This window comes from Kitasatospora sp. NEAU-CNBT7 (genome assembly GCF_057220535.1).
This window is the reverse complement of the sequence record NZ_JBXQQB010000010.1, coordinates 61,754-85,978: the sequence shown is the minus strand read 5'-3', so window position 1 is coordinate 85,978 and position 24,225 is coordinate 61,754. Positions and strand designations below refer to the sequence as shown.

At 73.7% G+C, this 24,225-nt stretch carries 22 protein-coding genes and 1 pseudogene; 14 read left to right on the top strand and 9 right to left on the bottom strand.

Features of this window, described 5'->3' with window-relative positions:
- Nucleotides 1–85 precede the first annotated feature (85 nt).
- From AC2TEW_RS15865 to AC2TEW_RS15850, 4 genes and pseudogenes are all read right to left on the bottom strand, one after another.
- A pseudogene (locus tag AC2TEW_RS15865) lies at nucleotides 86–2,076 on the bottom strand (glycoside hydrolase family 3 protein).
- A 67-nt stretch (nucleotides 2,077–2,143) separates the two neighbouring features.
- Nucleotides 2,144–3,340 carry a GH12 family glycosyl hydrolase domain-containing protein gene (locus AC2TEW_RS15860; RefSeq protein WP_484623977.1) on the bottom strand — a complete coding sequence of 399 codons (1,197 nt, stop codon included), beginning with the start codon at nucleotides 3,338–3,340 and terminating at the stop codon, nucleotides 2,144–2,146.
- A gap of 627 nt (nucleotides 3,341–3,967) precedes the next feature.
- The gene (locus AC2TEW_RS15855) at nucleotides 3,968–4,834 is read right to left on the bottom strand and encodes a hypothetical protein (protein WP_484623976.1); all 867 of its coding nucleotides are present in this window, start codon (nucleotides 4,832–4,834) and stop codon (nucleotides 3,968–3,970) included.
- A gap of 128 nt (nucleotides 4,835–4,962) precedes the next feature.
- Nucleotides 4,963–5,484: a SigE family RNA polymerase sigma factor gene (locus tag AC2TEW_RS15850; protein WP_484623975.1), complete on the bottom strand. Its 522-nt coding sequence runs from the start codon at nucleotides 5,482–5,484 to the stop codon at nucleotides 4,963–4,965.
- 219 nt (nucleotides 5,485–5,703) lie between these two features.
- On the opposite strand from AC2TEW_RS15850, the gene AC2TEW_RS15845 reads away from it, so the two are divergent.
- From AC2TEW_RS15845 to AC2TEW_RS15820, 6 genes are all read left to right on the top strand, one after another.
- Nucleotides 5,704–7,068 (top strand): MBL fold metallo-hydrolase, encoded by a 1,365-nt coding sequence (locus AC2TEW_RS15845; RefSeq protein ID WP_484623974.1) that lies wholly within the window; start codon nucleotides 5,704–5,706, stop codon nucleotides 7,066–7,068.
- A 124-nt stretch (nucleotides 7,069–7,192) separates the two neighbouring features.
- Complete coding sequence (locus AC2TEW_RS15840) at nucleotides 7,193–7,549, top strand: rhodanese-like domain-containing protein (protein WP_484623973.1); 357 nt, start codon at nucleotides 7,193–7,195, stop codon at nucleotides 7,547–7,549.
- On the top strand, nucleotides 7,546–8,292 hold the full coding sequence (locus AC2TEW_RS15835) for a sulfite exporter TauE/SafE family protein (protein WP_484623972.1): 747 nt from the start codon (nucleotides 7,546–7,548) through the stop codon (nucleotides 8,290–8,292). Before AC2TEW_RS15840 ends, AC2TEW_RS15835 begins: the two co-directional genes overlap by 4 nt.
- Nucleotides 8,293–8,395: 103 nt before the next feature.
- Complete coding sequence (locus AC2TEW_RS15830) at nucleotides 8,396–8,974, top strand: rhodanese-like domain-containing protein (RefSeq protein ID WP_484623971.1); 579 nt, start codon at nucleotides 8,396–8,398, stop codon at nucleotides 8,972–8,974.
- Between the two features lie 65 nt (nucleotides 8,975–9,039).
- A complete protein-coding gene (locus AC2TEW_RS15825) occupies nucleotides 9,040–9,306 on the top strand; it encodes a metal-sensitive transcriptional regulator (protein WP_484623970.1) in 267 nt (88 codons plus the stop codon).
- Nucleotides 9,307–9,513: 207 nt separating this feature from the next.
- Nucleotides 9,514–10,143, top strand: a complete 630-nt coding sequence (locus tag AC2TEW_RS15820; protein ID WP_484623969.1) for a class I SAM-dependent methyltransferase — start codon at nucleotides 9,514–9,516, stop codon at nucleotides 10,141–10,143.
- 102 nt (nucleotides 10,144–10,245) lie between these two features.
- On the opposite strand, the gene AC2TEW_RS15815 is transcribed toward AC2TEW_RS15820, so the two are convergent.
- Complete coding sequence (locus tag AC2TEW_RS15815) at nucleotides 10,246–11,736, bottom strand: alpha/beta hydrolase family protein (protein WP_484623968.1); 1,491 nt, start codon at nucleotides 11,734–11,736, stop codon at nucleotides 10,246–10,248.
- 359 nt (nucleotides 11,737–12,095) lie between these two features.
- Here AC2TEW_RS15815 and AC2TEW_RS15810 point away from each other — a divergent pair, with 359 nt between their 5' ends.
- From AC2TEW_RS15810 to AC2TEW_RS15795, 4 genes are all read left to right on the top strand, one after another.
- On the top strand, nucleotides 12,096–13,316 hold the full coding sequence (locus AC2TEW_RS15810; RefSeq protein WP_484623967.1) for a sensor histidine kinase: 1,221 nt from the start codon (nucleotides 12,096–12,098) through the stop codon (nucleotides 13,314–13,316).
- Nucleotides 13,313–13,975, top strand: a complete 663-nt coding sequence (locus tag AC2TEW_RS15805) for a response regulator (RefSeq protein WP_484623966.1) — start codon at nucleotides 13,313–13,315, stop codon at nucleotides 13,973–13,975. The genes AC2TEW_RS15810 and AC2TEW_RS15805 overlap by 4 nt, the downstream gene beginning before the upstream one ends.
- A 65-nt stretch (nucleotides 13,976–14,040) precedes the next feature.
- Nucleotides 14,041–14,418: a hypothetical protein gene (locus AC2TEW_RS15800; RefSeq protein ID WP_484623965.1), complete on the top strand. Its 378-nt coding sequence runs from the start codon at nucleotides 14,041–14,043 to the stop codon at nucleotides 14,416–14,418.
- 84 nt (nucleotides 14,419–14,502) lie between these two features.
- A complete protein-coding gene (locus AC2TEW_RS15795) occupies nucleotides 14,503–14,853 on the top strand; it encodes a VOC family protein (protein ID WP_484623964.1) in 351 nt (116 codons plus the stop codon).
- 61 nt (nucleotides 14,854–14,914) lie between these two features.
- On the opposite strand, the gene AC2TEW_RS15790 is transcribed toward AC2TEW_RS15795, so the two are convergent.
- Nucleotides 14,915–15,862: an AraC family transcriptional regulator gene (locus AC2TEW_RS15790; RefSeq protein WP_484623963.1), complete on the bottom strand. Its 948-nt coding sequence runs from the start codon at nucleotides 15,860–15,862 to the stop codon at nucleotides 14,915–14,917.
- 98 nt (nucleotides 15,863–15,960) lie between these two features.
- Between AC2TEW_RS15790 and AC2TEW_RS15785 the strand changes: the two genes are divergently transcribed.
- The 4 genes from AC2TEW_RS15785 (at nucleotide 15,961) to AC2TEW_RS15770 (ending at nucleotide 19,405) form a co-directional block, all read left to right on the top strand.
- Nucleotides 15,961–16,695: an SDR family oxidoreductase gene (locus AC2TEW_RS15785; protein WP_484623962.1), complete on the top strand. Its 735-nt coding sequence runs from the start codon at nucleotides 15,961–15,963 to the stop codon at nucleotides 16,693–16,695.
- Nucleotides 16,696–16,848: 153 nt separating this feature from the next.
- Nucleotides 16,849–17,298, top strand: a complete 450-nt coding sequence (locus tag AC2TEW_RS15780) for a MarR family winged helix-turn-helix transcriptional regulator (RefSeq protein WP_484623961.1) — start codon at nucleotides 16,849–16,851, stop codon at nucleotides 17,296–17,298.
- On the top strand, nucleotides 17,295–18,776 hold the full coding sequence (locus AC2TEW_RS15775) for an MFS transporter (protein WP_484623960.1): 1,482 nt from the start codon (nucleotides 17,295–17,297) through the stop codon (nucleotides 18,774–18,776). The genes AC2TEW_RS15780 and AC2TEW_RS15775 overlap by 4 nt, the downstream gene beginning before the upstream one ends.
- Nucleotides 18,777–18,853: 77 nt before the next feature.
- On the top strand, nucleotides 18,854–19,405 hold the full coding sequence (locus AC2TEW_RS15770; protein ID WP_484623959.1) for a cysteine hydrolase family protein: 552 nt from the start codon (nucleotides 18,854–18,856) through the stop codon (nucleotides 19,403–19,405).
- 363 nt (nucleotides 19,406–19,768) lie between these two features.
- Here AC2TEW_RS15770 and AC2TEW_RS15765 read toward each other — a convergent pair whose 3' ends face one another.
- The 3 genes from AC2TEW_RS15765 to AC2TEW_RS15755 all read right to left on the bottom strand — a co-directional run bounded on the left by AC2TEW_RS15765 (nucleotide 19,769) and on the right by AC2TEW_RS15755 (nucleotide 23,929).
- The gene (locus AC2TEW_RS15765) at nucleotides 19,769–20,803 is read right to left on the bottom strand and encodes a helix-turn-helix transcriptional regulator (RefSeq protein ID WP_484623958.1); all 1,035 of its coding nucleotides are present in this window, start codon (nucleotides 20,801–20,803) and stop codon (nucleotides 19,769–19,771) included.
- A gap of 10 nt (nucleotides 20,804–20,813) precedes the next feature.
- A complete protein-coding gene (locus tag AC2TEW_RS15760) occupies nucleotides 20,814–21,344 on the bottom strand; it encodes an ester cyclase (protein WP_484623957.1) in 531 nt (176 codons plus the stop codon).
- 389 nt (nucleotides 21,345–21,733) lie between these two features.
- Nucleotides 21,734–23,929, bottom strand: a complete 2,196-nt coding sequence (locus tag AC2TEW_RS15755; RefSeq protein ID WP_484623956.1) for a M4 family metallopeptidase — start codon at nucleotides 23,927–23,929, stop codon at nucleotides 21,734–21,736.
- Nucleotides 23,930–24,225: the final 296 nt, after the last annotated feature.

The window sequence follows — 24,225 nt, the reverse complement described above, 5'->3', positions numbered from 1 at the left end:
CCGGTGGTTCCTGCGCGGACCGCCACACCGATGCGGTCGGTGCAGCGGTCCGCGCAGCCGTATGCGCAGCCGCAGGCCGCAGGCGCTAGCCGAGCTGGGCGGTGGCCGGCCGGGCCCGGGTGGTCAGGCCGAAGCCGTAGGGGAACAGCGGGTCGTACTGCGGGTCGCCGATGTTGATCGGTTCCTGGGCCTCGCTGCGCGGCCAGGTGACCGGGAGCCTGCCGGAGAAGGGGCGCTTGCCGAACAGGACGTCGGCGACCCCGTCGCCCTCGCTGCCCGGGAGCCAGGACATCACGAAGGCGTCCGCCGCGGGCAGTTGGCCGGTGACGATCTGGGGGCGGCCGGCGACGTCGAGGACGATGCAGGTGCTGATGGCGGAGCAGACGTGGTCGATGTTCGCCCGGTCGGTCGCGGAGAGCTCCAGCGTGTGGCCGCCGACCCCGACGTCGCCGAGCCCCTCCGCGTAGGGGGTCTCGCCGATGACCACGATGCCCACGTCGTAGCCGGTGGTGGGGGCCGTGGCCGCGGCGCTGTAGGTGACGTTCGGGGCCGCGTTCCGGATGCCCTGAAGGATGGTGGTGCCCGGGAACGCGGTGTTGCCGGACTGTCCCTGCCAGGTCAGGGTCCACCCGCCGGCCTGGTTGCCGAGGTCGTCGGCGTTGACCCCGGCGACGTAGATCCGCTGGGAGGGCGCGAGCGGCAGAGCGTGGTGGTCGTTCTTCAGGAGCACCTGGGACTCGGCGACCGCCCGGCGGGCCACCGCCCGGTGGGCGGCCGAGCCGACGCTGTCGATGTTGGTGCGGTCCGTGTAGGGGTGCTCGAACAGGCCGAGGTCGAACTTGGCCCGCAGGATGCGGGACACGGCGTCGTCGATGCGTGACATCGGTACCCGGCCGGCCTGGACCTCGGCCGAGAGGGTCTGTTCGAACTGCGGCGCGTCGTAGGGCTGCATGAACATGTCCATACCGGCGTTGACGGAGGTGCGGACCTGGGTCGCGAAGTCACCCGGGAGCTCGGTGATGGCGTCCCAGTCGCTGATCAGGAACCCGTCGAAGCCGATCTTCCGCTTCAGCACGTCGGTGAGCAGCTCCTTGCTGGCGCTCATCCTGACCGGGGCGCTGCCCGGTACGTCCGTCCACTGCACGGACGAGTACGACGGCATGATGCTGCCGACGTGGTGCACCTGGACGGCCGTGACGTACGGGGCGAGGTCGACGGCGTCGAAGCGCCGGTGGCTGGTGACGGTGACACCGCGGTCGATCCGGTAGTCGCCCGTGGTGGAAGTGCCGTAGGTTGTGTCGCCGTCGCCCGCGAAGTGCTTGACGGTGGCCAGCACCCGGTCGGGCCGGGCCAGGTCCGACCGGCGGGTGCCCTGGAAGCCGTCGACGGCGGTCGTCATCCGCTGGACCAGCGCGGGGTCCTCGCCGAAACTCTCGTACGCCCGGCCCCACCGCTCGTCCCTGGTCACGCACACGCACGGGGCGAACACCCACTGCGGGCCGGTGGCCCGGGTCTCGGTGGCCGTGATGTGCTCCTCCTCGGCCACCAGCGCGGGATCGCGGGTGGCGCCCATGCCGATGTTGTGCGGGAAGACCGTCGCACCGGCGAGGTTGCCGTGACCGTGCACCGAGTCGACCCCGTACAGCAGCGGGATGTGCAGACGGGTCGTCAGGGCCTGGCGCTGGTAGCCGTCGACCATGTCCGCCCAAGCCGCGGGCGTGTTGGGGTCGGCGTGGAGCCGCCGCCGGACAGCAAAGAGCCGAGGTTCAGGGCGGCGATCCGGGTGGGGTCGGCGTCGACCGAACCGCGTTCGGCCTGCGTCATCTGCCCGATCTTCTCCTCCCGCGTCATCCGGCCCAGCAGGTCGCGGACCCGCTCCGCGGTGGGGAGGCGGGGGTCGAGGTAGCGCGGGGTGCGGCCGGCGGAGGCGGCCGCGGCACCGGGTCCGGTGGCGGGCTCGGCCCTCGCCGTGGACGCCGGGAGCGCGGCGGCGAGCAGGGTCGCCGCGGCCAGCAGGACTCCGGCGGCGCGCCGGCCGGTGCCCGAGCCTGGGCGGGGGAGGGGCTGGTACCTCATGTCATTGCTCCTCGGGAGTGGGGAGTGGGGAACGGGCAGTGGGGTGCGGCGGGCGTCCGGACCGGAGCTAGTTCAGGGCCCAGACCTGGTTGGCCTGGGTACCGCCGCCGCCGTAGCAGTCCCAGATCTGCAGCAGGGCGCCGTCGGCGGAGCCGCCCGCGTCCAGGCACTTGCCGGAGGCCGGGTTGACCACGGTGCCGTTGGCGTTGAACTGCCACTGCTGGGCCCCGGTGCCGTTGCACGACCAGAGCTGCACCTTGGCGCCGTTGGCCGTGGAGCCGCCCGCGACGTCGAGGCACTTGCCGGACTGCGGGTTGACGAGCGCGCCGCCGGTCCGCGCCCATTTCTGGTTCCAGCCGGTCCCGCAGTCCCACAGCTGGACCGGGGTGCCGTCGGCGGTGCCCCAGTCCTTGAGATCCAGGCAGCGTCCGCTCTGCCGGCCGGTGACCGTGCCCGAGGTTCCGCCGCCGGAGCCGTTGGCCTCGTAGGAGAAGGAGTTCACCGCCAGGCCGGGGCCGCCGACCCACGGCTCGAAGCCGAACTGCACGCTGGTCATGTACCAGGACGGCGAAAGGTAGCCGCGGCCGATCGAGTCGTCGGTGAAGTCCTTGATGCTCACCGTCAGCGCATTGACGGGCTGCTGGCGGACGTAGGACACGGTGTTCCAGGCGACCCCGTTGTTCTGGCGGCCGTACCAGACGTCCCAGTCGGCACCCTCGATCCTGACCGTGGCGACCTTGGACCCGAACGGCGAGGGCGGCCCGGCGTGGTTGGCCCAGATCATCATCTCCTCGCCGTTGTTCTGGCCCGACGGGTTGGCGCCGGTGTCGAACCAGATGTCGTACGAGGCGTCCCACTGCCCGTCGGCGGTCGAGAAGTCGACACTGGACTGCGGATTGCCGAAGGCCGACACCTGGAGCGGCAGGCCGTTGCCGCTGGAGCAGTTGCCGTAGTGGCAGCCGGCGTAGATCGACGGGTAGGCAGCGGGCGCGCCGCCGGTGGAGACGTTGTGCCAGCCCTTGGTGACCTTGAAGCCGTTGTCGCCCACGTCGATGCACTGCTCGATCGAGTCGCCCCACTCGTTGTTCTGGACGACGTACTTCCCGCCCGAGACCTTCATGCTGTCGGTCCGGCCGCAGAGGGCGGTGCCTGCCGACGCCGGGGCGGCGCCGACCAGGGAGGAGAGGGCGGCGACGAGCACCGCGGCCACGACGGCCGCGAGCGCGGCGACGCTGCGGCGGGGCCTGGGACTGGATCCGGGCATGGGGGTCCTTTCGGTTCGCCGGGCGGGTCGGTGACACACCCGGGGTGGTGAGACGCGTGTCGAGCGACGGCGTGGGAGCGCTCCCGCAACTGGTGGCGCGGACGCCCGTTCTTCCCGGAAGCGGCGTACGGGGATGCGGGGCGCGCGGACAGAACCGCTCCGTCGGGGCGGCTCGGACGGTGGAACCGGTGGGCGGCAGGCGAGCCGTGCGGCTCACTCGCACTGCGACTCATGAAGCCAGCGGGGCTGATGGACTGTCAAGCGGTCTGCTTGCCTTCAAGTTGTGAAGTCAAGGCGGCATGTCCCTGACGAGGGGGGATCGATATCGGTGTGCCGAATTGAAGGTTGGCGGGAGTGTCGCGATCGAGGTCGGATGATCTTCGATCGGGGGGTGGGGGCGGGTTTGGCCAGTTGGACGATGCCGGTCGGGGCTTGTGTGGTCGGGTGCCGGTCGCGTGCGGGCCGATCGGCGTCCGGGGGTGAGTGGCGAGATCTCTCCGGGAAGGGTGTACCTGTCAATTCATCAGTCAACGAGACGGTCGTTCCGGTTCCCGCCCGGTCCCCGCCCGGTCCCGCCCGGCCGGGGTGCCGGGCGGTGCCTGCGGGTGCGTCAGGGCGTCGGGCACGTCAGCGCGTCGGGGCGGCGGAGGCCGCGTGCTGGTCCGTGTACGGCGCGATCGCGGTGGCCGCTCGCGAGGCCTCGCTGCCGTCGATCCGGGCGGTCCAGCCAGGGTCCCGCACGACGGCCTCCAACTGCTGCAGACTGAGCGGAGGTTGCTCGGTCAGGACGGTCTCGCGCCGGGCATCCATGAGGCTGGTGGTGCTGGCGGTGACCCGGACGCCGTCCGCGCGCAGCAGGTCGGCGCCGCGCTGGATCTGGGAGAACACCTTCCCCTCCCACACCAGCAGCCGGCCGCCGTCCGGCAGAACGGTGGTCCGGCAGTAGGACATCGGCCCGCGGGAGGCGCAGGCGAAGAAGTCCTCGACGCCGGTGGGGTGGTTCGGGTCCGGGCTCCAGTCCGGTTCGACCGTCACCCCGATCGCGGCGGACCCGTGGCCGCCGTCGTACACGACCTCGCCCCGCACCTCCGGGCGGCTCCGGCCGGGCAGGGTCTCGCTCCCGCTGAACCCGCCGATCGGAGAGCCGGGCGGGAGCAGCGCGATCAGCTTCCCGACCGCGGCCTGCCCGGTCAGCGGCACCGTACCGACCGTGGTGGTCCCGGTGGCCGGGACGGGCGGCCGCGGGGCCGCGGTCGTCGCGGGCGGGGCTGCCGGGTGCGCGTGCGGCAGCACCAGCAGGCCGCCTACGGCCAGCGCGCCGACCGCCGTGACCGCAGCCGCCGTCGCGGCCCGCCGCCGCAGGCGGATCGTCCTTCCTTCGGCGGCCGCGCCGGCGACCAGCGTCGCCAGGTCCGGTGCCGCCCCGCCGACCGCCCGCCCGAGCGCCTCGCGCAGCGCCTGCCCATCGCGGTCGGATCCGTGCATCGCGTCCATGCCGTGCTCCTGTCCTGTCCTTCACGTCGAGTCGTCGTTCACGTGGTCCGCGTCGTTCGCGTCGTTCTTGTGGTTCCGGTCGTTCTTGCCGTGCGCGCCCGGGAGGTTGGTCCGGCCGCGGGCGGCGGCTACGAGCTGCCGAGACCGGTCAGCTGTTCGCCGAGCTGCGCCCGCAGCCGGTTGAGGGCGCGCAGGCTGCGGGTCCGCACCGCGCCGACGTTCAGGCCGAGTTCGGCGGCGGTCTCCTCGACGCTGCGGTCCTCCCAGTAGCGCAGCACCAGGACCGCGCGGTCGCGGGGCGGGAGCAGGGCCAGGGCCGACAGCAGGGTGATCCGGAGGCTGGGGTCCTCGGCGGCGGTCTCCCGTTCGGGCAGTTCGCCGATGGCGGGCCGTTCCGCCGTGCGCCGCAGGCGCCGGTGCGAGAGGTAGGTGCGGAGGAGGATTCTGCGTGCGTACGCCTCCGGGCTGTCGGCCCGCCGCACCCGTCCCCAGGACGCGTAGATCCGGGCGAGGGCGCTCTGGGTGAGGTCCTCGGCCAGGTGCCAGTCCCCGCACAGCAGGAGCGCCGTCCGGAACAGCGCCGTGCCCCTCGTGCAGGCGAACTCCTCGAACTCCCGTTGGCTCTGCGCCCCTGACCTGCTGCCGATCACGTTTCGTTCCCTCCCGTGCTGTCTTCCGGCAGGTAGACGCCTGAGGTCCGGAACCGCGTTACGGGGCCAGGGGAGAAAGTTCGTGCGGTGTCGGGCAGGGCTCCTGGGCCGTGAGGGGTGCCCGGGTCGCGCAGGCGCGGAAAAAATACCCCCGGGGGTACCCGTGCTACGCTCGGTCTATACCCCGGGGGGTACATTTCGGCCGAAAGGAGCAGCCGCGTGTTCTTCATCGACACCATCGACACCGAGGGCCTCGGAAACCGGAGCTACCTGGCGGGTGGCGCCGCCACCGCCGTGGTGATCGACCCGCCCCGCGACATCGACCGGGTCCTGGCGGCGGCCGCCGTCCGCGGGGTGCGGATCTCCCACGTGGTGGAGACCCACCTCCACAACGACTACGTCACCGGCGGCCTGGACCTGGCCCGCCTGACCGGCGCCGCCTACCTCGTGCCGGCCGCCGCCCACGTCTCCTTCGCCCGCACCCCGGTGGCCGACGGCGACACCGCCGACATCGACGAAGGCCTCGCACTGCGCGCTCTGGCCACCCCCGGCCACACCCCCCACCACACCTCCTACGTCCTGGAGGAGGGCGGGCGGGTGGCGGCGGTCTTCACCGGCGGATCGCTGCTGATCGGCTCGGTGGGCCGCCCCGACCTGGTCGAGCCCCGCCTGACCGAGCACCTGGCCCGCGCCCAGCACGCCTCCGCCCACCGTCTGGCGGCCGAGCTCCCCGACGAGACGCCGGTCCTGCCGACCCACGAGTTCGGCAGTTTCTGCTCCTCCTCGCAGTCCGAGGGCGACGCCACCACCATCGGCAAGGAGAAGACCGTCAACGACGCCCTGGTCAAGGACGTCGAATCCTTCGTGGCCGGCCTGCTGGCCGGCCTGGAGGACGTACCCGCCTACTACGCCCACATGGGCCCGGCCAACGCCGCCGGCCCCGCCCCGGTCGACCTCGGCGCGCCGCCCCTGACCGACGCGGCCGACATCGCCGCCCGGCTGGCCGCGGGGGAGTGGGTGGTCGACCTGCGCAGCCGGATCGCGTTCGCCGACGGGCACGTGGCGGGGTCCTTCAACTTCGAGGCCGAGGGAAAGCCGGCCACCTACCTGGCCTGGATGATCCCCTGGGGCAAGCCCGTCACCCTGCTCGCCGACTCACCCGCCCAACTCGCCGCCGCCCAACGCGAACTGGTCCGCGTCGGCCTCGACCGCCCCGCCGCCGCGGCCACCGGCACCCCCCGGGACTGGACACCCGACGGCGACACCCCGCGCTCCTTCCCGCGCGCCACCTTCGCCGGCCTCGCCGCACAGGCGCCCGGACCCGACACGGTGGTCCTGGACGTACGCCGCACCTCCGAACGCGCCAAGGGCTTCATCACCGGATCCGTCCACATCCCCGTCCACGACCTGCACCGGCGGCTGGCCGACGTCCCGCCCGGAACGGTGTGGGTGCACTGCGCGGGCGGGATGCGCGCGGCCATCGCCGCCTCCCTCCTCGACGCGGCCGGCCGCGACGTCGTCGCCGTCGACGACTCCTTCGACGCCGCCGCCCGGGCCGGACTGCCCCTGACCGACGGCAGCTGAACCACCGTCCCCCGACGTACCGGCATCCCCCCGACGTACCGGCATCCCCCGAAGTGCTGGTATCCCCCGACGTACCGGCACCCCCGAACTGCCGGCATCCCCCGAAGTACTGGAAGGACGACGGATGTTCCTCTTCCGCCGCACCGCGCGCATCACCCCCGACCAGGCCCGCCGGCGCACCGCCGATGGCGCTGCCGTCCTTCTGGACGTGCGCGAACAGGCCGAATGGACCGCCGGACACGCCCCCGGCGCCATCCACGCCCCGCTCTCCCACCTCCTGGCCGGCGGCGCCCTGCCCCCGGCCGCGCAGGACCGTCCGCTGGTGGTGATCTGTCGCTCCGGGCACCGCTCCCAGCAGGCGGCCAAGCTCCTGACCGGCCGCGGGGCCGAGGCCGTCGACGTGGCGGGCGGCATGAACGCCTGGGCCGCGGCCGGGCTCCCGGTCGTCGACGACCGCGGAAGCCGCGGCCGGACCGCGTGAGCACGCTCCTCCTCGCCCTCACCGCCGGGGCCGTCATCGGGCTGGCCCTCGGGGCGCTCGGCGGTGGCGGCAGCGTCCTCGCCGTCCCCGCCCTGATCTACCTCCTGGGCTTCACCCCGGCCGCCGCGACCACCGCCTCGCTGATCATCGTCACCGCGACCTCCGCCACCGCGCTGCTCACCCACGCCACCGGCGGCACCGTCCGCTGGAGGACCGGCGTACCGTTCGCCGCCGCCGGCATCCCACCCGCCATCGCCGCCGCCACCCTCTCCGCCCGGGTGCCCGAGGCGGCGCTCACCGCCGGGTTCGCCGTCATCGCGGCGCTCGCCGCACTGGCCATGTTCAGGCCCCGGCCCGCCGAGCGGCAGCCCCGGGCCGTCCGGCCCGCACGGGCGGCCGCAGCGGGCGCCGGACTCGGCGCGGTCACCGGCTTCCTGGGCGTCGGCGGCGGATTCCTGGCCGTCCCCGCCCTCGTCTCCGTCCTGGGCCTGCGCATGCGAACCGCGGTCGGCACCAGCCTCTTGGTGATCGCCGTCAACTCCGTCGCCGCGCTCGGCGCCCGCGCAGGGACCCACACCCCCCTGAACTGGACGGTCATTGCCCCCTTCACCGGCGCGGCGATCCTGGGGGCCTGGGACGGCAGACGCCTCGCCGCCCGGATCTCCGGCCCCGCCCTCCAGCGGACCTTCGCAACCGCCCTGCTGGCCGTCGCCGCCCTCATGCTCGCCGACGCCCTCCGCTGACCGGGCGACCGACCCACCCCTCCTCGACCCCACCCCACCCCCACACATCCCCCTACGCTCCTGCGGAGGGGGTCACCCACCGACAAGGACGGAACACGGCACCATGTCCCAGCCCCGCCCCCACGCCCTCGACGCCCAGCAGGCCCACCGCCGCCTGCACGAACTGACCGTCCTGGACGTCCGCACCCCCGGCGAATACGCCACCGGACACCTCCCCGGCGCCCTCAACATCCCCCTCGACCACCTCACCCGCGCCCTGCCCGACATCCGCGAGGCCGCCGACCGCGGCGACATCCTCGTCGTCTGCGCCTCCGGCGCCCGCTCCGGGAACGCCCGCACGATCCTCGCCGACGCCGGCATCACCACCGCGACCCTCACCGGCGGCACCGCAGCCTGGACCGCCGGCGGCCACCCCCTCCACCACCCCGAAGGCGGCGCCCGCACCACCTGGAGCATGGAACGCCAGGTCCGCCTGACCGCCGGGACCGTTGTGCTGACCGGCCTCGCCCTCGGCCGCGTGCGCCCCGTGTTCCGTCTCGCCTCCGCGGGCATCGCCGGCGGCCTGGTCCTCTCCGCCCTCGCCGACACCTGCGGCATGGCCGCCCTGCTCGCCAAGCTCCCCCACAACCGCCCCGACCGGGGTGACCTCGAAGCCGCGCTCGCCGGTCTCCGCGCCCACTGACACCCGCCGACCACATACCCCCTCGGGTACCATGGGGGCATCGAGCACAAGGCCAGGAGGCACCGGTGAAGGTCGACGACGACGCAGTCAACGCAGTCCTCAACCGTCTGCGCCGCGCCCAGGGCCAGCTCGCGGGCGTCATCGCGATGATCGAAGCCGGCCGCGACTGCAAGGACGTCGTCACCCAACTCGCCGCCGTCTCCAAAGCCCTCGACCGCGCCGGCTTCAAGATCGTGGCCAGTGGCATGCGCCAGTGCATGACCAACGTCGACGAGAGCCAGGCCCCCATGACCGAGGAAGAACTCGAGAAGCTCTTCCTCACCCTCGCCTGACCGGCACGCACCCGCGCCCACCTCCGCAGGCCCGACGGCGGACCCGGCAGACACGGTGGTCCTGCCGAGCGGCGTGGCTCCCGCCTCGATCCTGCGCCGGATCCGGCTTCGAAGGCGCGGCCCGGGGCGGGTACGCCACATGACCACCCAACCCCTCACCTCGGCCCGCCACGGGAGCGCGGCCGGACCGGCTCCGGAGTACCGCCCGTGACGGATCATCAGAGCGAGACCAGGGCGGCCTACGACGGCGTCGTCGAGCTGTACGCCTCGCTGTTCGCGGATCGGCTGGAGGGGCAGCCGTTCGCCCGGGCCATGATCGGCACCTTCGCCGAACTGGTCCGGGCGACGGGCAACCCGCGGGTGGCGGACGTCGGGTGCGGGCCCGGACACCTGACCGCCATGCTGCACGAACTGGGCCTGGACGCCTTCGGGCTCGACCTCTCCCCGGGCATGGTCGACCACGCCCGGCGGGCCCGACCGGCGCTGCGCTTCGAGGAGGCGCGCATGGAGTCCCTGCCGGTCGGGGACGGCGCCCTCGGCGGCGTACTGGCCCACTACTCGATGATCCACACCCCGCCGGAGGAACTGCCGGAACTGCTCGCCGAGCAGGTACGCGTCCTGGCACCCGGCGGGCTGCTCCTGGTCTCCTTCTTCGGGACCGACGGACCGGAGCCGGTCCGGTTCGACCACAAGGTGACGCCCGCCTACAGCTGGCCGGTGGACCGCCTCGCCGGCCTGCTGGCCGACGCCGGTCTCGTCCCCTTCGCCCGGCTGCTGCACGACCCGGCTTCCGAGCGGGGCTTCCTCGACGCCCACCTGCTGGCCCGCCGGCCGTAGGTCCCGTTCGACTCGACCCGCGACCTTGTGCGACGCGGCTCCGGCCCGGCGCGGCACCACCGCGGTGCGCCGCGATGTCGGCCGGGCCGGGCGGGGACGGCCTCAGGGGTTGGTGCCCGGGCGGTGGACGGTGAGGTCGCCGTAGGCCGACAGCGCGCCGGCCGGGTCGGCGGGCCCGTCCCGCAGAACGGCGTCGAGGAAGGCGAGGGTGGCCCCGGCGACGACGCGGGGGCTCCTGGTGCGCCCGAGGGAACCGACTATCGAGGGCACGGGCGGCAGGTACAGGGGCCCGTCCATGAAGGTGAGGTGCCCGGCGCCGGGGATGGTGAGCCGGTAGCCGGCCGCGGTGCTGTGGTCGAGCGCCTCGGTGAGGCGGGGGAGGTAGCGCGGGTCGGTGGCCGGGGTGATGGCCTGGGTGAGTGCGAGCACCGGCCGGTCGAGGGCGGGGGAGGCGGGGCCGTGGGGGTAGCCGTCGAGGTCGACGACGGCGGCGAAGCGGTGGTCCTGGCGGGCCGCCTGCAGGGCGGCCGCGCCGCCCATGGAGTGGCCGGTCACCGCGGCCCGGCCGGTGTCCAGGCGTCCGGTCAGCGGGTCCGCCGGCGCACCCCGGTCCAGCGATTCCAGCTGGGTGAGGACGAAGCCGAGGTCGGCGGCCCGGATCGCCGTCCAGCCGGCCGCCAGCTTCTCGTCCTGGTCCGGGTCGCCGCTGGAACGGGTCTCGGTGGTGATCGTCCGTCCGTCGGCGAGGACCACGGCCGCGGAGTCGTACGGGTGGTCGAGGGCGGCGACCACGTAGCCGTGGCTGGCCAACTCCTCCGCCCAGGCCGTGTTCTGGGTGCGCACCCCGCCCGAACCGGGCGAGAACAGCACGACGGGGAACCGCCCCCCGCCGGTCGCCACCGGCGCGTCGAACACCGAACGGGAACGGGCCCGCGCAGGACCGTCGACGAGGAACCCGGGCAGGCCGACCCCACCGGCGAGGGCAGCGGAGACGGTGCGCGCCTCCCGTGCCGTACGTCCGAGGTACTGGGCCCGCTGCGTGCCCGCGGGGCTCTCCTGCGCGGGGTACCAGAGCTGCACCACGACGGTCCGCAGGTCGTCCGGATCGGCGGTGAAGGTCTCGGGCCGGTGGGGGTCGGTCCACTGCACCACGCGGGTGCCGACCGCGAAGCTGCCCGTCGGTACGGGGAACACGGGAACGGGGAAGGCCCAGGCGGCCGCCGGACCGGTGGCGATCAGGCCGACGCAGGCCAGCGATCCCGGCAGCGCCAGCCACCAGCGCGCCCGCCACGCCGGCCGGCCGGCCCGGCGCCGCAGCAGGGGAAGCAGGGCGAACGGCAACGCGAAGGCAGCGCCGGCCAGGACCGGCAGCAGCTGCCAGCGGATCCCGACGACGCCCAGCAGGATCACGGACAGCAGCAGAACCGCGCCCGCCACGATCGTGACGCGCGGGCGGGCCGCGGGGGGAAGCCAGCGCGCCAGCACCAGGGCGAGGGCGCCCAGCAGGGCAAGGATTTCCAGGGGGGACATGGACAGTCCCGGGATGATCTCGGTCACCCGCCCATCGTCGGCGCCGGGTGTGCGCCGCCACATCGATCCCGGGTCGCCGGTGCGGGCGACCGGGGTCGCAATCCGCGCCGGTCCCGGTGCAACCGGAGTGGCAATCGGGCACGCCGGACCGGCGGCCGCCTTGCGACCACGGTTGGTACCCCTTCTCCTCCTGCGGTCGTATCCCGGCACGGTTTCATCCGACGGTGGACTCATGCGCCGCATGGGGCCCGTGGCCTAGCGTGACAGGGCCGCGGGTGCGTGCCGGCGGGGGTGGCCCCGGGCCCGGGACCACCGTGACACCGGAGCGACGGGGACGTGTGATGACCGAGGCGGCCGCAGGACCCGCCCGTACCCACCGGGTGCGCCGACCGGGCCGGCTGAAGGACCGGACACAGGGTCAGATGCCATGGGCGGACGCGGTGTCGGCGCTGCGGCCGGCGGCCCCGTCGGCGTCGGCGACCGCAGCCGGGCGCCGGAGCCCCCGGCTGCCGCCCGTGGTGGTCGACGCGCTGCTCCCGGCGCTGCTGCTCCTCAACGTCCTGACCACCCACCCGCTCCACGAGCTGCCCGTGGCCGCCGCCCTGACCGCCGCCCTCGCGCTGCCGCTGCTGTGGCGCCGCCGGGCGCCGCTCGTGGTGTTCGCGGCCGTGGCGGCCGCCGCCTTCGTCCAGTGGCTGGCGGACGTCCAACTCCCGGCGGACATCGCGGTGCTGGTGGCGCTCTACACGGCGGCCGCGCACGCGGGCCGGCGGGCCACGTTCGTCGCCGGCTGCGTCGTGGAGGCGGGGGTGTTGCTGGCCTGCCTGCGCTGGGCGCCGGACGGCGCGTTCCTGACACCGTTCGTCGCGGTCACCGCGATGGCGGTCGCCGCCGCCGTCCTCGGCGTGAACGTGCGGACCACGCGCGCCTACCTAGCGGCCATGGAGGAACGGGCCGCACGCCTGGAGCAGGAACGCGAACAGCGGGCACGGCTGGCCGTCGCCGAGGAACGGACCCGCATCACCCGTGAGATGCACGACATCGTCACCCACAACCTGTCCGTCATGGTCGCCCTCACCGACGCCGCCCTCTACGCGCAGCACCGCGCGCCCGACCGGACCACCACCGCGATGCGTCAGGCCGCCGAGACGGGCAGGCAGGCCCTGACCGACATGCGGCGCTCGCTCGGCGTCCTGCGGACCGACGAACCCGACGCACAGCGCCACCCGCTCCCCGGCATCCCCCAACTGCGCACCCTCGCCGACCAGATGTGCGCGGCCGGGCTGCCGACCCGCCTCGAGGTCGACGGCGGCCACGCCCACGTTCCCGCCACCGCACAACTCACCGTCTACCGCCTGGTACAGGAAGCCTTGACCAACACCCTCAAGCACACACCCGCCGGCACCCGCGCCGACGTCCGGATCCGGTGTGCGGCCGGGACCGTCACCGTCGACGTCACCGACAGCGGCCCCTGCCCGCCGCCTCGCGCCGCCGCGCCCACCGGCCACGGCATCCCCGGCATGCGCGAACGCGCGGCCGCCTACGGGGGGACCCTGCAGGCCGGACCGCTCCCGGGCGGCGGCTGGGCCGTCCGCACCCGCCTGCGCCTGCACCCGGGCAGCGGCGAGGCGGCGTCCGCATGACGATCCGGATCCTGATCGCCGACGACGAAGCACTGCTCCGGATGGCCTTCGGCACCGTCCTGGAGGCCCAGCCCGACATGGCGTCGGTCGGCGAGGCCGCGGACGGCCTCGAAGCCGTCCGCCTCGCCCGCGAACTGCGCCCCGACGTCGTCCTGATGGACGTCCGGATGCCCGGGACCGACGGGATCGAGGCGACCCGGCAGGTCGTCGAGGTCTCCCCGCAGAGCCGCGTGCTGATCCTCACCACCTTCGACCTGGACGAGTACGCCTTCGCCGGACTCAACGCCGGAGCCTCCGGCTTCCTCCTCAAGAACACCAGGCCCGAGGAGCTCCTCACCGCGATCCGCAACGTCGCCGCGGGCGACGCGGTCCTCTCCCCGCGGATCACCCGGCGCCTGCTGGAGAACCTCCGCCCGCACATCCCCGCAGGCCACACCCCCGCCCGCGACGAACGGCTGGCCCGGCTCAGCGCCCGCGAACACGAGGTCCTCGTCCAGGTGGGCCGCGGCCTGTCCAACACCGAGATCGCGGCCACGCTGTACCTCGCCGAGGCGACCGTCAAGTCCCACCTGGGACGCATCCTGCACAAGCTCGAACTCCGCGACCGGATCCAGGCCGTGGTCTTCGCCTACGAGAGCCGCCTCATCCACCCGGCCTGACGCCCGCCGCCCCCGCGCAGCCGGCCCGCGACCCCGGGGGGCCGCGGGCGGCTAGGATGCCGCGCATGCACGCGGTGGAGCGGTTCCGGTCCCTGGTCAGGTCGCTGTCCTGGACCGGGATCGAGTTCGCGCGCCCCGAGGTCCGCCCCGGGCACCTGGACGCCCTCGAGCAGTTCTACTGGACCCTGGACGACTGGCCGCAGCGGATCGCCCTGGTGCAGCTGCTCCAGGACCAGGACCACCCGGCGCTGAGGCCGGTCATGCTCGACGTCCTGCGCGCCCCGCTCGGCGCGGACCAGGAGAACGTGGAGCTGACCAAGGCCGCCGCGCTGCGCCTGATCGACCCCCGCTACGACACCTTCATGACGTTCTACCAGGACCGGGACGCCCTGCACGCGGCCGTGCGCGAGGTGCTGGCGGCGCAAGGACCCGCCGCGGAGTGACGGCCGTTCGGCCCGCCGCGCGGGCCGGACCCCGTCACGGTGTCGTGCCGCGGTGGCGTCCGCCGCGGGACCTACCATGGCCGCATGATCACTGGTGGGCACGTCGTCATCCACAGCCGTGACGCCGAGGCGGACCGGGCCTTCTTCCGGGACGTGCTGGAGTATCCGCACGTCGACGCGGGTGGCGGCTGGCTGATCTTCAAGCTCCCGCCGACCGAGGTCGCCGTCCACCCGACGGACGGCCCGGAGTCGCACGAGCTCTACCTGATGTGTGACGACGTGGAGGCGACCGTGGCCGACCTGACGGCCAGGGGAGTGGAGTTCACCCGGCCCGTCACCGATCTGCGCTGGGGACGGCTGACCGGCATCCGCCTGCCGGGCGGCGGCTCGGTGGGGCTGTACGAGCCCAGGCACGAGCGGGCCACCGACCTGTGAACTCCGGCCCGGGAGCGGGTCGGACCGACAGCGTCGGATCGGGAGGGTCGGAGCGGGAGCGTCAGCCCGGCGCCGACGGTGGAGCCTCCGCCGTCCGCCGCTCCCGCCGGTAGGCCCCCGGCGGCGCGCCGAAGTGCCGCTTGAACGCCTTCGCGAAGGCGAATTCCGAGGTGTAGCCGGCGTTCCCGGCCACGGCACCCAGCGAGTCGGCCGTCTCGCGCAGCATCCGCGCCGCGACGGCCATCCGCCACATCGTCAGGTAGCCGAGCGGCGGCTCGCCGACCACCGTGGTGAACCGCCGGGCGAACGCGGCGCGCGACAGCCCGGCCCGGCGCCCCAGCGACTCGACGGTCCACGGATGCGCCGGGTCGTCGTGGATCGCCCTCAGCGCCGGGGCGATCAGCGGGTCGTTCAGCGCCGAGGCCCAGCCCTGGGTCCGCTCCCCGGGCAACTCGGCGTACCAGGACCGCAGGATGTACAGGAGCAGCAGATCGACGAGCGCGGTGACCACCGAGTCCGAACCCGGCCGGGGCCGGTGGATCTCGGCGCAGAGCTGGTCGACCGCCGAGCGCAGCGCCGGAGGGCGGCCGGGGCCGGCCGGGAGGTGGATGACCTCCGGGAGGTCGCCGAGCAGCGGGTGCGGCCGGTCGATGTCGAGGTGGTACGCCCCGCACACCAGCACGCTGCGGGCGCCGTCGCCCTCGATGGTGAAACGCCCGATCGGCGAAGAGGTGTTGACGCGGTCGGGTTCGAAGGGGACCGGTTCGCTGGTGAGCGCGTCGCAGATGGCGTGGTCGGTGCCGCGCCGCAGGAACACGACGTCGCCGGGCCCCAGCGCCAACGGGTCGCCGCCGACCGGCAGGAGGAAGCAGTTCCCCTCGACGACGACGTGGAACCCCGCCCCGGCGATGGGCTGGAAGCGCACACCCCACGGCGCCCGCGCGTCGGTACGGACCACGGACGGACGCCCGGTGCGCAGGGCCGCGAGCGTATCGCTGAGGATGTCCACCCCCGCACCCTAGCGTGACGGGAGGTCAAGACGATCGGACAGGGAATCAAGAGTTCAAGCCATTCAGCGTCTCGCTCGCCCCACGTAGCGTCCTCGCCATGACCAACATCAACAACACAGCGGACACCCGGCGTGTCGTCGTCATCGGCGGTACCTCCGGCGTCGGATTCGCCGTCGCGCAGGCCGCGGCGGCCCAGGGCTCGAACGTCGTCGTCGCCTCCAGCAGCGAGGGCCGGGTCGACCTGGCGGTGAAGAGGCTCGGCGGCGGCAGGGTCGAAGGCCTCGTACTGGACGTCGCCGACGAGGCCGCGCTCGCCGCGTTCTTCGACCGGACCGGCCAGTTCGACCACCTCGTCTACACGGCGGGCGAACCCCTGCTGCTGAAGCCCCTCGCCGACCTCACCGCCGAGGAGTCCCGGACGTTCTTCGAGCGCCGCTTCTGGGGCGCCCTGCTCGCCGCGAAGTACGCGACGCCGAAGCTCCGTCCCGGCGGCTCGATCACCTTCACCTCCGGCGCCTTCGCCACCCGGCCCGTCCCCGGAGCCTCGCTCGGCGCGAGCATCACCGCGGCCGTCGAAGGGCTGACGCGGGCCCTGGCCCTGGAACTCGCCCCCCTGCGGGTCAACGCGGTCCGCCTCGGCGCGATCCGCACCGAGCTCTGGGAGAGCAGCGTGCCCGAGCCGGAGGCGTTCCTGCGCGCGCAGGGCAGCGGCCTTCCCGTGCAGCGCGTCGGCAGCCCCGAGGAGGCCGCGGCGGCCTACCTCCACCTCCTGGGCAACGGCTATGCGACCGGCACCGTGCTCACCCTCGACGGCGGAGCCGCACTGGCCTGACGCCGGACCCTGCCGGACCGGACCCGACCGACGGGCCCGGTCCGGCGGGCCCGGACCTACAGGCCCCACAGGCCCAGGCCAGGCCCGACAGTGGGCAGCCCAGCTGTACAGCAAAACTGGACAGTTCAGCCTGATGGATCTAGCGTGGGAAGCATGGAACAGCCCACCGCCCTCGTCACCGACTCCGCCGTCCGCGCGGCGCAGGAGCTGCGCGTGGTCTTCAGCCGGCTGCGCCGCCGCCTCAGGCAGACGTACGACACCGACGGGCTCACCCCCACCCAGACCTCCGTGCTCAGCCGGCTGAGCAAGGACGGCCCGGCCTCCGCCAGCGACCTGGCCGCCGCCGAACGGGTCCGGCCGCAGTCGATGGCCGCCACGCTCGCCGTCCTCGACGAGCGCGGCCTCGTCCTGCGCCGCCCCGACCCCGGCGACGGCCGCCGGCACCTGGTCTCGCTCAGCGACACCGGCCTGGCCTTCCTGGCGGACTGCCGGCGCGCCGGCGAGGAGTGGCTGGCCCGCTCCCTGCAGGCCCACTTCACCGAGCAGGAACGGCAGACCGTCGTCAAGGCACTGGCCCTGCTGGACAGGCTGTCCGACGCATGAACCTGCGCACCCTCCACTCCGCCCCCCGCCCCGGCCGGACCGGCGCACCGAAGGACGCCTTCGACCGCCGGCTGCTCGCCCCGATGATGCTCGGCGCGATCCTCAACCCGGTGAACTCGGCGATCCTCGCCGTCTCCCTGGTACCGATCGGCGCCGCCTTCGGCGCCGCGCCCGCCGCCACCGCCTGGCTGGTCTCCGAGCTCTACCTGGCCACCGCGATCGGCCAGCCCGTCGTCGGCCGGCTCATCGACCTGCACGGGCCGCGCCGGCTGTTCCTGGCCGGCACCGCGCTGACCGGCGTCGCCGGCGTGGTCGGCATGTTCGCCCCGAACCTCGGCGTGCTGATCGCCGCCCGCGTCCTGCTCGGCTTCGGCACCTGCGCCGGCTACCCCGCCGCCATGTACCTGGTACGCAGCGAGGCCGACCGCACCGGCCGCGACAGCCCCGCCGCCGTACTGACCGCGCTCGCCGTCACCACCCAGACCGTCGCCGTGATCGGCCCTTCGCTCGGCGGCCTGCTGATCGGCCTCGGCGGCTGGCGCACCACCCTCGCCGTCAACATCCCGCTCGCCCTCGCCGGGCTGTACCTCGGCGCCCGCCGGCTCCCGCGCACCGCCCCGGCGCGCCGCACCCACGGCAGCCTCGCCGCCACCCTCGACCTCGCCGGGATGGCCCTGTTCGCCACGGCACTCGTCCCGCTGCTGCTGTTCCTGATGCACCCCGCGGCCGCGGACTGGTACCTGCCCGCCGTCACCGTCCTCGCGGCCGCGTGCTTCGCCCGCCGCGAGCACCGCGCCGCCAACCCGTTCATCGACCTGCGGGTACTCGGCGGCAACCTGCCGCTGCTCGCCACCTACGCACGCGCCCTGCTCGCCTACACCGTCGCCTACGCCTTCCTCTACGGCTGCACCCAGTGGATGCAGGAGGGCCGCGGCCTGACCGCCCCGCAGGCCGGCCTGGTCCAACTCCCGCTCTTCGCCACGGCGATCGTCGTCTCCGCGGTCGCCGGCCGCCGCCGCCGGATCCGCGGCAAACTCCTCGCCGGCGCGCTCGGCCAGATCGCCGCCTGCACACTCGTCCTGCTGCTCGGCCCGCACGCCCCGGTCTGGCTGCTGCTGGTGGTGGCGCTCGCCTTCGGCATCCCGCAGGGCCTCAACGGGCTCGCCCTGCAGAGCGCCGTCTACCACCAGGCGGACCCCGTGCGGATCGGCTCCTCGGCCGGCCTGCTGCGCACCTTCGGCTACCTCGGAGCGATCGTCGCCGCCGCAGCCACCGGGGCCTTCCTCGGGAACGGCGCCGACACCGTGGGCCTGCACCAGCTGGCCTGGTTCATGCTCGCCGCCGCCGTCCTGTACCTGCTGGTCACCGTCGCCGACCGCTCGCTGCGGCAGGTCGGCGCCCCGCCGCCGGACACCGCCGCACCGCCCGCACCGGCCGGGCCGGCTGCGGCGGGAGACGCCCCGAGCCGCGGCCGGTAGCGCTCCCCAGCACCCGTTCCACACCGCGCCCCGCCACGCCTTGCCCCGCATCGCATCGAATCGAAGGAGACACCGCCGTGAACGGCACCGCCCTGCTCGTGATGGACATCCAGGTCGGCATCGTGAGCCGCATCGACCAGCCCGACTACCTGCCCCGGCTCGCCCGCGCCGTCGAAGCCGCCCGGGCCGCGGACATCCCGGTCGTGTACGTCGTCCTCGGCTTCCGGCCCGGCCACCCCGAGATCGCCGCGCGCAACAAGAGCTTCGGCGCCCTGCCGCCGGGCGCCTTCACCCCCGCCGACCCCGGCGCCGCCGTCCACCCCGAGCTGACCCCCCGGCAGGGCGACACCGTGGTCACCAAGAAGCGGATCAGCGCCTTCGCGGGCAGCGACCTCGACCTCGTGCTGCGCGGCGCCGGGATCGAGCACCTCGTCCTCACCGGTATCGCGACCAGTGGCGTCGTGCTGTCCACCGTCCGCCAGGCCGCCGACCTCGACTACCGCCTCACTGTTCTCTCCGACGGCTGCGCCGACGCCGATCCGGAGGTCCACCGCGTCCTGACCGGCAAGGTCTTCCCCCGCCAGGCCGAGGTCACCACCGTCGAGGAGTGGCTCACCACGCTGAAGTGACGGCGGGTCGGCCGCCCGCCGGTGCCGGTGGGATGCCAGCGGGGGGACAGCGGCGGGACAGCGTCGTGTCGGCGGGATGTGAGGGGCGCCTGGGAGCGTGGGACCCGGGCGCGGCCGACCCCTCGGACGTCCGTCCGCCCGCCCGCTGCCAGAGCACTCCGAGCCACCGGGAGCCCGTCATGCCCGCAGGGCGCGGCGACCGGATGAGGCCGGACCCGCTCCGCCGTCCGCCGTCCGTCTGCTGTTGCCGGTCGGTGCCGGTCGGTGCCGGTCGGTGCCGGACCGGGCGGTGGCGTCCGGCAGCGGGTACGCCGGCGGAGCGCTCGTCGCCGGGCGCGCGGCCCTGGGGCGGCGTCGGCGGCGCTAGGTGAACCCCGACAGGTCGGCCAGGACCACGGCGACGAGCTCGCGGCGGCTGCGGACACCGAACTTGTCGAACACGGCGCTCAGGTGTTCCTGCACGGTGTTGGCCGAGATGTGCAGTTCGTCGACCAGCTGGCGGGTGGAGTGGCCCCGGATGACCAGGGCCGCGACCCGGGTCTGGGCCTCGGTGAGACCGTGGGCGCTGAGCAGGACCGCTCCCAGCTCGGCCGGCCGGGCCGGTTCCACCACCACGCCGATCTGCGGACCCAGGCGGCTGGTGTGCAGGGCGAGCCACCGGCCCGAGCGCCCGCGGACGCGGACCGTCGACGGCACCGGTCCGGCGGCGGCCGCGAGCACGCTGACCGGCAGCCGGCCCGCCTCCTGCCGGTCGCCGTCCGGGAAGTCGCCCAGCCACTGCTCGGCCTCCGGGCTCATGGACACGGTCCTGAGCGCGGAGTCGAGCAGGATCAGACCCACCCCGTCCGCACCGACTGCGGCGGGTGAGGTCGGCGCGGCGGTCACCGCCGTCCGCAGACCGGCCGCCAGCACCGGGGCGATCCGCCGGACCAGGGCGATCTCCTCGGCGGTGAAGCCCGGGGAGGAGGCCTCCCGGTGCAGGCACAGCACACCCCAGCAGCGGTGCCCGGTGACCAGCGCGGCGCGCAGTTCGTCGCCGAGCCCGAGCGGGGCCATGATCTCCCGGTAGCGGGCGCTGTCCGTCCGGCTGCCGCCGGTGGCCCGGTCCAGCGAGCCGACCGGATCCGCCGCCCGGGCGAGGCCCGCGAACTTGTTGACGTCCGGACCGCCGAACTCGTTGTCGAGGAACATCGCCGTCGCGGGACCGAGCGGATCCTCGGCGGTCGCCGAGGTGAACAGCAGGGTCACCGGATCGACGGTCGCGGAGAAGGCCGCCTCCGCCGGTACCACCCGGCGCAGACGGCCGACGATCTCCGTGCCCAGCGTGCCGGTGTCCACCCCGCCGCGGCACCGTCGTTCGATGTCGGCGAGCCGGCGTTCCACGGCCGCACCTGCCACGGACACGAGCTTACTCCCGATCATCCCCGACCACCCCGGGCTGTCCCGGGCCCTCGGCGAGCCCGAGCTGGCGCAGCAGCCCCAGCTCGTCGAGTCGGCCCCAGCGCTCGACGATGCGGCCGTCCCGGAGCCGGAAGATGTTGATGCCACGGAGCGTGACGGTGCGGCCGGTGGCCGGCGCGCCGAAGATCTCGCCGCGCTGGGTGCCGCCGGCGCTGAACTGCTCCACGACCAGGTCGCCCTCGGCGACCATGAGATCCGGAGCGGCGTGCCAGTCCGGGAACGCCCCGCGGAACAGGGCGGCGGCCGCGCGCATGCCTTCCCGGCCGGTGTCGGGGCCGACGGGAGGGTCGTGGTCGAGGAAGTCCTCGGCGAGGTAGGTGTCGACGGCCGTGAGGTCACCCTTGGTGAACAGTGCGTCGATGAAGGCACGCACGGTCTCCCGGTTGTCCGCGGCCCGGTTGCCGGCGGTCCGGTCGTTCGAGGTCCGGTCGTCCGAGGTTCGGTTGTCTGCGATGCGGGTCTGCTCGATGGTGTCCATACCGACAGTCTTCGACGCCGCCCGGGCCCCGGGTACCCCAGAAACCTGGGGTTTCTGCGCCGACCGCCCTCCCCGGCCCGCCCTACCGCGTGCCCCGAACCCTCTGGCACCGGCCGGGCCCCGGCTGACACGGTGAGCACCGTGCACGAAACACACGACCGGACCGGGGATCTGACGGTTCGGCAGCTCATCCTCGACAGTGTTCACCCGCTCCGACCGCACCACGGCCGACTGGCCGGACGCCTACAACTCCGCGTCCCCGGCCTGACGCGACCACGCCGGCCCGGCCGCGGCAAGTGGTGGCGGCCGTGGCGGGCGCCGGAAATGCGGTGGACCCGGGCGGGACGTGGTACGTCCACCGCCCGGGTCCACCGGTTCGGGGGCCGGGATCAGCCGGCGGTCACCGAGGTGTCGTCGATCAGGAAGCTGGTCTGGAGGGAGGAGTCCTCCGTACCGGTGAACTTGATCGTGACGGTCTTGCCCTTGAACGCCGACAGGTCGAGCGTGCGCTGGACGTAGCCGGAGGTGGCGTCGGCGTTCGAGTAGGTCGCCAGGGTGGTCGTCGTGGTGCCGCTGACGACCTGGACCTTCAGGGTGTCGTACGCCGTGCTGCCGGTCTCCGCGGTGGTGATCCGGTTCCAGAACGTCAGCTTCGGCGCGGTGGCGGTCGCCGGGACGCTCACCGACTGGGAGAGCGTGTCGCTGTGCGCGGAGCCGTAGCCGTCCAGCCAGGCGTAGTACGAGCCGGTGCGGGGGGCCGCGCCCGCGTCGTTGGTGATGACGCCGGAGGTGCCGGTCCACGGGGTCGTACCGGACTCGAAGCCCGGGTTGAGCAGCAGGTTGCCGGTGGACGGCGGCGGGGTGGTGCCGCCGCCGCAGGTGGTGGCGGTCGGGGCGACGGAGACCGCGCTCCACGCCTTCTCCACCGCGGCGCACTGGGTGCTGCCGGCGCCGTACAGGTCCTTGGCGGCCTTGACGGTGGCGGTGCGGGCGCCCGGGTAGTCGGTGTTGGAGGTCATGTAGGTCGACAGCGCGCGGTACCAGATCTTGGTGGACGCGTCGTTGCCGATGCCGGCGACCGAGGAGCCGTCGCAGGTCGGGCTGTTGCCCCACTGGGACTGGCCGGAGCCGACGGCGAGCAGGTAGAAGAAGTGGTTCCCGACGCCCGAGGAGTAGTGCGGGTTGAGCGTCTTGGTGCTGCTGGACCAGCACTTGACGGACTTCCCGTCCTTGCTCGGGTCGTCCATCCAGCGCAGCGGGGTGCCGTTGCCGTTCATGTCGATCTTCTCGCCGATGAGGTAGTCCGGCGTGTCGGCCGGGCTGTTGGCGTTGAACTCGACCATGGTGCCCATGATGTCGGAGGTGGCCTCGTTGAGGCCGCCCGCGTCACCGCTGTAGATCAGACCGGCGGTGGCGGCGGTGACGCCGTGGCTCATCTCGTGACCGGCGACGTCGATCTCGGTGAACGGCTTGGAGCCGACCGCGCCGTCGCCGTAGATCATCGAGAAGCTCGCGTCGTCCCAGCCGGCGTTGTCGTAGTTGGTGCCGTAGTGGACGAAGGAGCGGGCGCCGACACCGTCGTTCTTGATGCCGTTGCGGCCGAGGACGCTCTTGTAGAAGTCCCAGGTGGCCTGGATGCCGTAGTGGGCGTCGACGGCGACCGTGGCGCGGTCGGTCAGGGCGTTGTTGCCCCAGACGTTGTCGGCGTCGTTGAAGGCGACGCCCCAGCCGGCCGGCGGGGAGTCGTCGGTGGTGGTCTGGTTCTGCGCGTCGCGGGTCTCGCCGTTGCCGCGGACCGGGTCCTTGAGGGTGTAGCTGGTGGCCGAGTTCTGCGTGGTGCTGACGCTGACGTTGCCGACCTGGTAGCCCTTGCCGGTGCCGGTGGAGGCCGCGGCGGCCAGGGCGGCGGCGGGGGCGGCCGCGGCGGCGGGCGCCGACGCGGCGGTGGGGGCCGCCTTGGTCGCGGCGCGCTTGGTGCCGTCGGGCAGGAACGCGGAGAAGCCGTCCCAGCTCTCGCCGGTGGCGCCGGTGCGGGCGTCGACCAGGACGTGGAGGTGGGTGGGGGAGCCGTCCTCGCCGGTGCCGTTGAGCACGACCTCCCAGACCAGCTTCGGCGAGGCGCCGGTGACGTCGACGGTCAGGACGGCGGTGCTGCTGCCGCGGGTGCCGTGGAACAGCCCGGCGGCCTTGGCGATCGCCTGCTGATCGGTGACTGAGGGGGTCACCGAGAGCGAGAGCGGCGCGGCCTGGGTCAGGCTGGCGGAGTCGAGGGTGCCGTTGGGGGCGGAGTGGACGATGACGTCGCCGCCGCGGACGGGGAGGCCGCGGTAGGTCCGGTTGAAGTGGACGTGGCGGGTGCCGTCCGGGTCGACCTGCACGTTGGCGGGGACGAAGCGGTCGTCCGCGCCGGCCTTCACGGCGTCAGGGTGAGCGGCGACCTGGGCGTTGGCGTCCTGGACGGCCTTGCTCTGGGGCGCCTGGGGCTGCGGGGCGGGGGCGGCGGCCACGGCGGGGACTCCGGCGCCGGCTATGACGAGGGTGCTGGCTGCGAGGATGAGCGAGCTGCTCAGAAGTGATCTCTTCATGCCGCCGAAGCGTGCTGGTTCATATGAATACCAGTCAACGCATGACAATTCTGCAAAAATTAACAGACTTCAAGTTGACGGTTGATGTGAACAGTTCGAAGCTGAACGTTTCCTGTGAGAATCCGCCACAACCTGGGAGTTCTTGATCGCGAACAGTCGAACGGGAGGCCGGCGGCTGTCCTGTCGCTGTGATCCATCTCACGCCGCCGCGACGATCGGTGAGGGACCGTCGGTAAGCCTCAACCTGCCTGTTCAGGGCTGATCATCGGCCGCTGGGCTCGCCGCGTTCGGACGGT

Coding starts and splice junctions, on each gene's coding strand:
- AC2TEW_RS15775 (WP_484623960.1), top strand. CDS start 17,295: ATGAACCTGCGCACCCTCCACTCCGCCCCCCGCCCCGGCCGGACCGGC.
- AC2TEW_RS15805 (WP_484623966.1), top strand. CDS start 13,313: ATGACGATCCGGATCCTGATCGCCGACGACGAAGCACTGCTCCGGATG.
- AC2TEW_RS15810 (WP_484623967.1), top strand. CDS start 12,096: ATGCCATGGGCGGACGCGGTGTCGGCGCTGCGGCCGGCGGCCCCGTCG.
- AC2TEW_RS15755 (WP_484623956.1), bottom strand. CDS start 23,929: ATGAAGAGATCACTTCTGAGCAGCTCGCTCATCCTCGCAGCCAGCACC.
- AC2TEW_RS15785 (WP_484623962.1), top strand. CDS start 15,961: ATGACCAACATCAACAACACAGCGGACACCCGGCGTGTCGTCGTCATC.
- AC2TEW_RS15855 (WP_484623976.1), bottom strand. CDS start 4,834: ATGGACGCGATGCACGGATCCGACCGCGATGGGCAGGCGCTGCGCGAG.
- AC2TEW_RS15800 (WP_484623965.1), top strand. CDS start 14,041: ATGCACGCGGTGGAGCGGTTCCGGTCCCTGGTCAGGTCGCTGTCCTGG.
- AC2TEW_RS15830 (WP_484623971.1), top strand. CDS start 8,396: ATGTCCCAGCCCCGCCCCCACGCCCTCGACGCCCAGCAGGCCCACCGC.
- AC2TEW_RS15860 (WP_484623977.1), bottom strand. CDS start 3,340: ATGCCCGGATCCAGTCCCAGGCCCCGCCGCAGCGTCGCCGCGCTCGCG.
- AC2TEW_RS15780 (WP_484623961.1), top strand. CDS start 16,849: ATGGAACAGCCCACCGCCCTCGTCACCGACTCCGCCGTCCGCGCGGCG.
- AC2TEW_RS15840 (WP_484623973.1), top strand. CDS start 7,193: ATGTTCCTCTTCCGCCGCACCGCGCGCATCACCCCCGACCAGGCCCGC.
- AC2TEW_RS15760 (WP_484623957.1), bottom strand. CDS start 21,344: ATGGACACCATCGAGCAGACCCGCATCGCAGACAACCGAACCTCGGAC.
- AC2TEW_RS15815 (WP_484623968.1), bottom strand. CDS start 11,736: ATGTGGCGGCGCACACCCGGCGCCGACGATGGGCGGGTGACCGAGATC.
- AC2TEW_RS15795 (WP_484623964.1), top strand. CDS start 14,503: ATGATCACTGGTGGGCACGTCGTCATCCACAGCCGTGACGCCGAGGCG.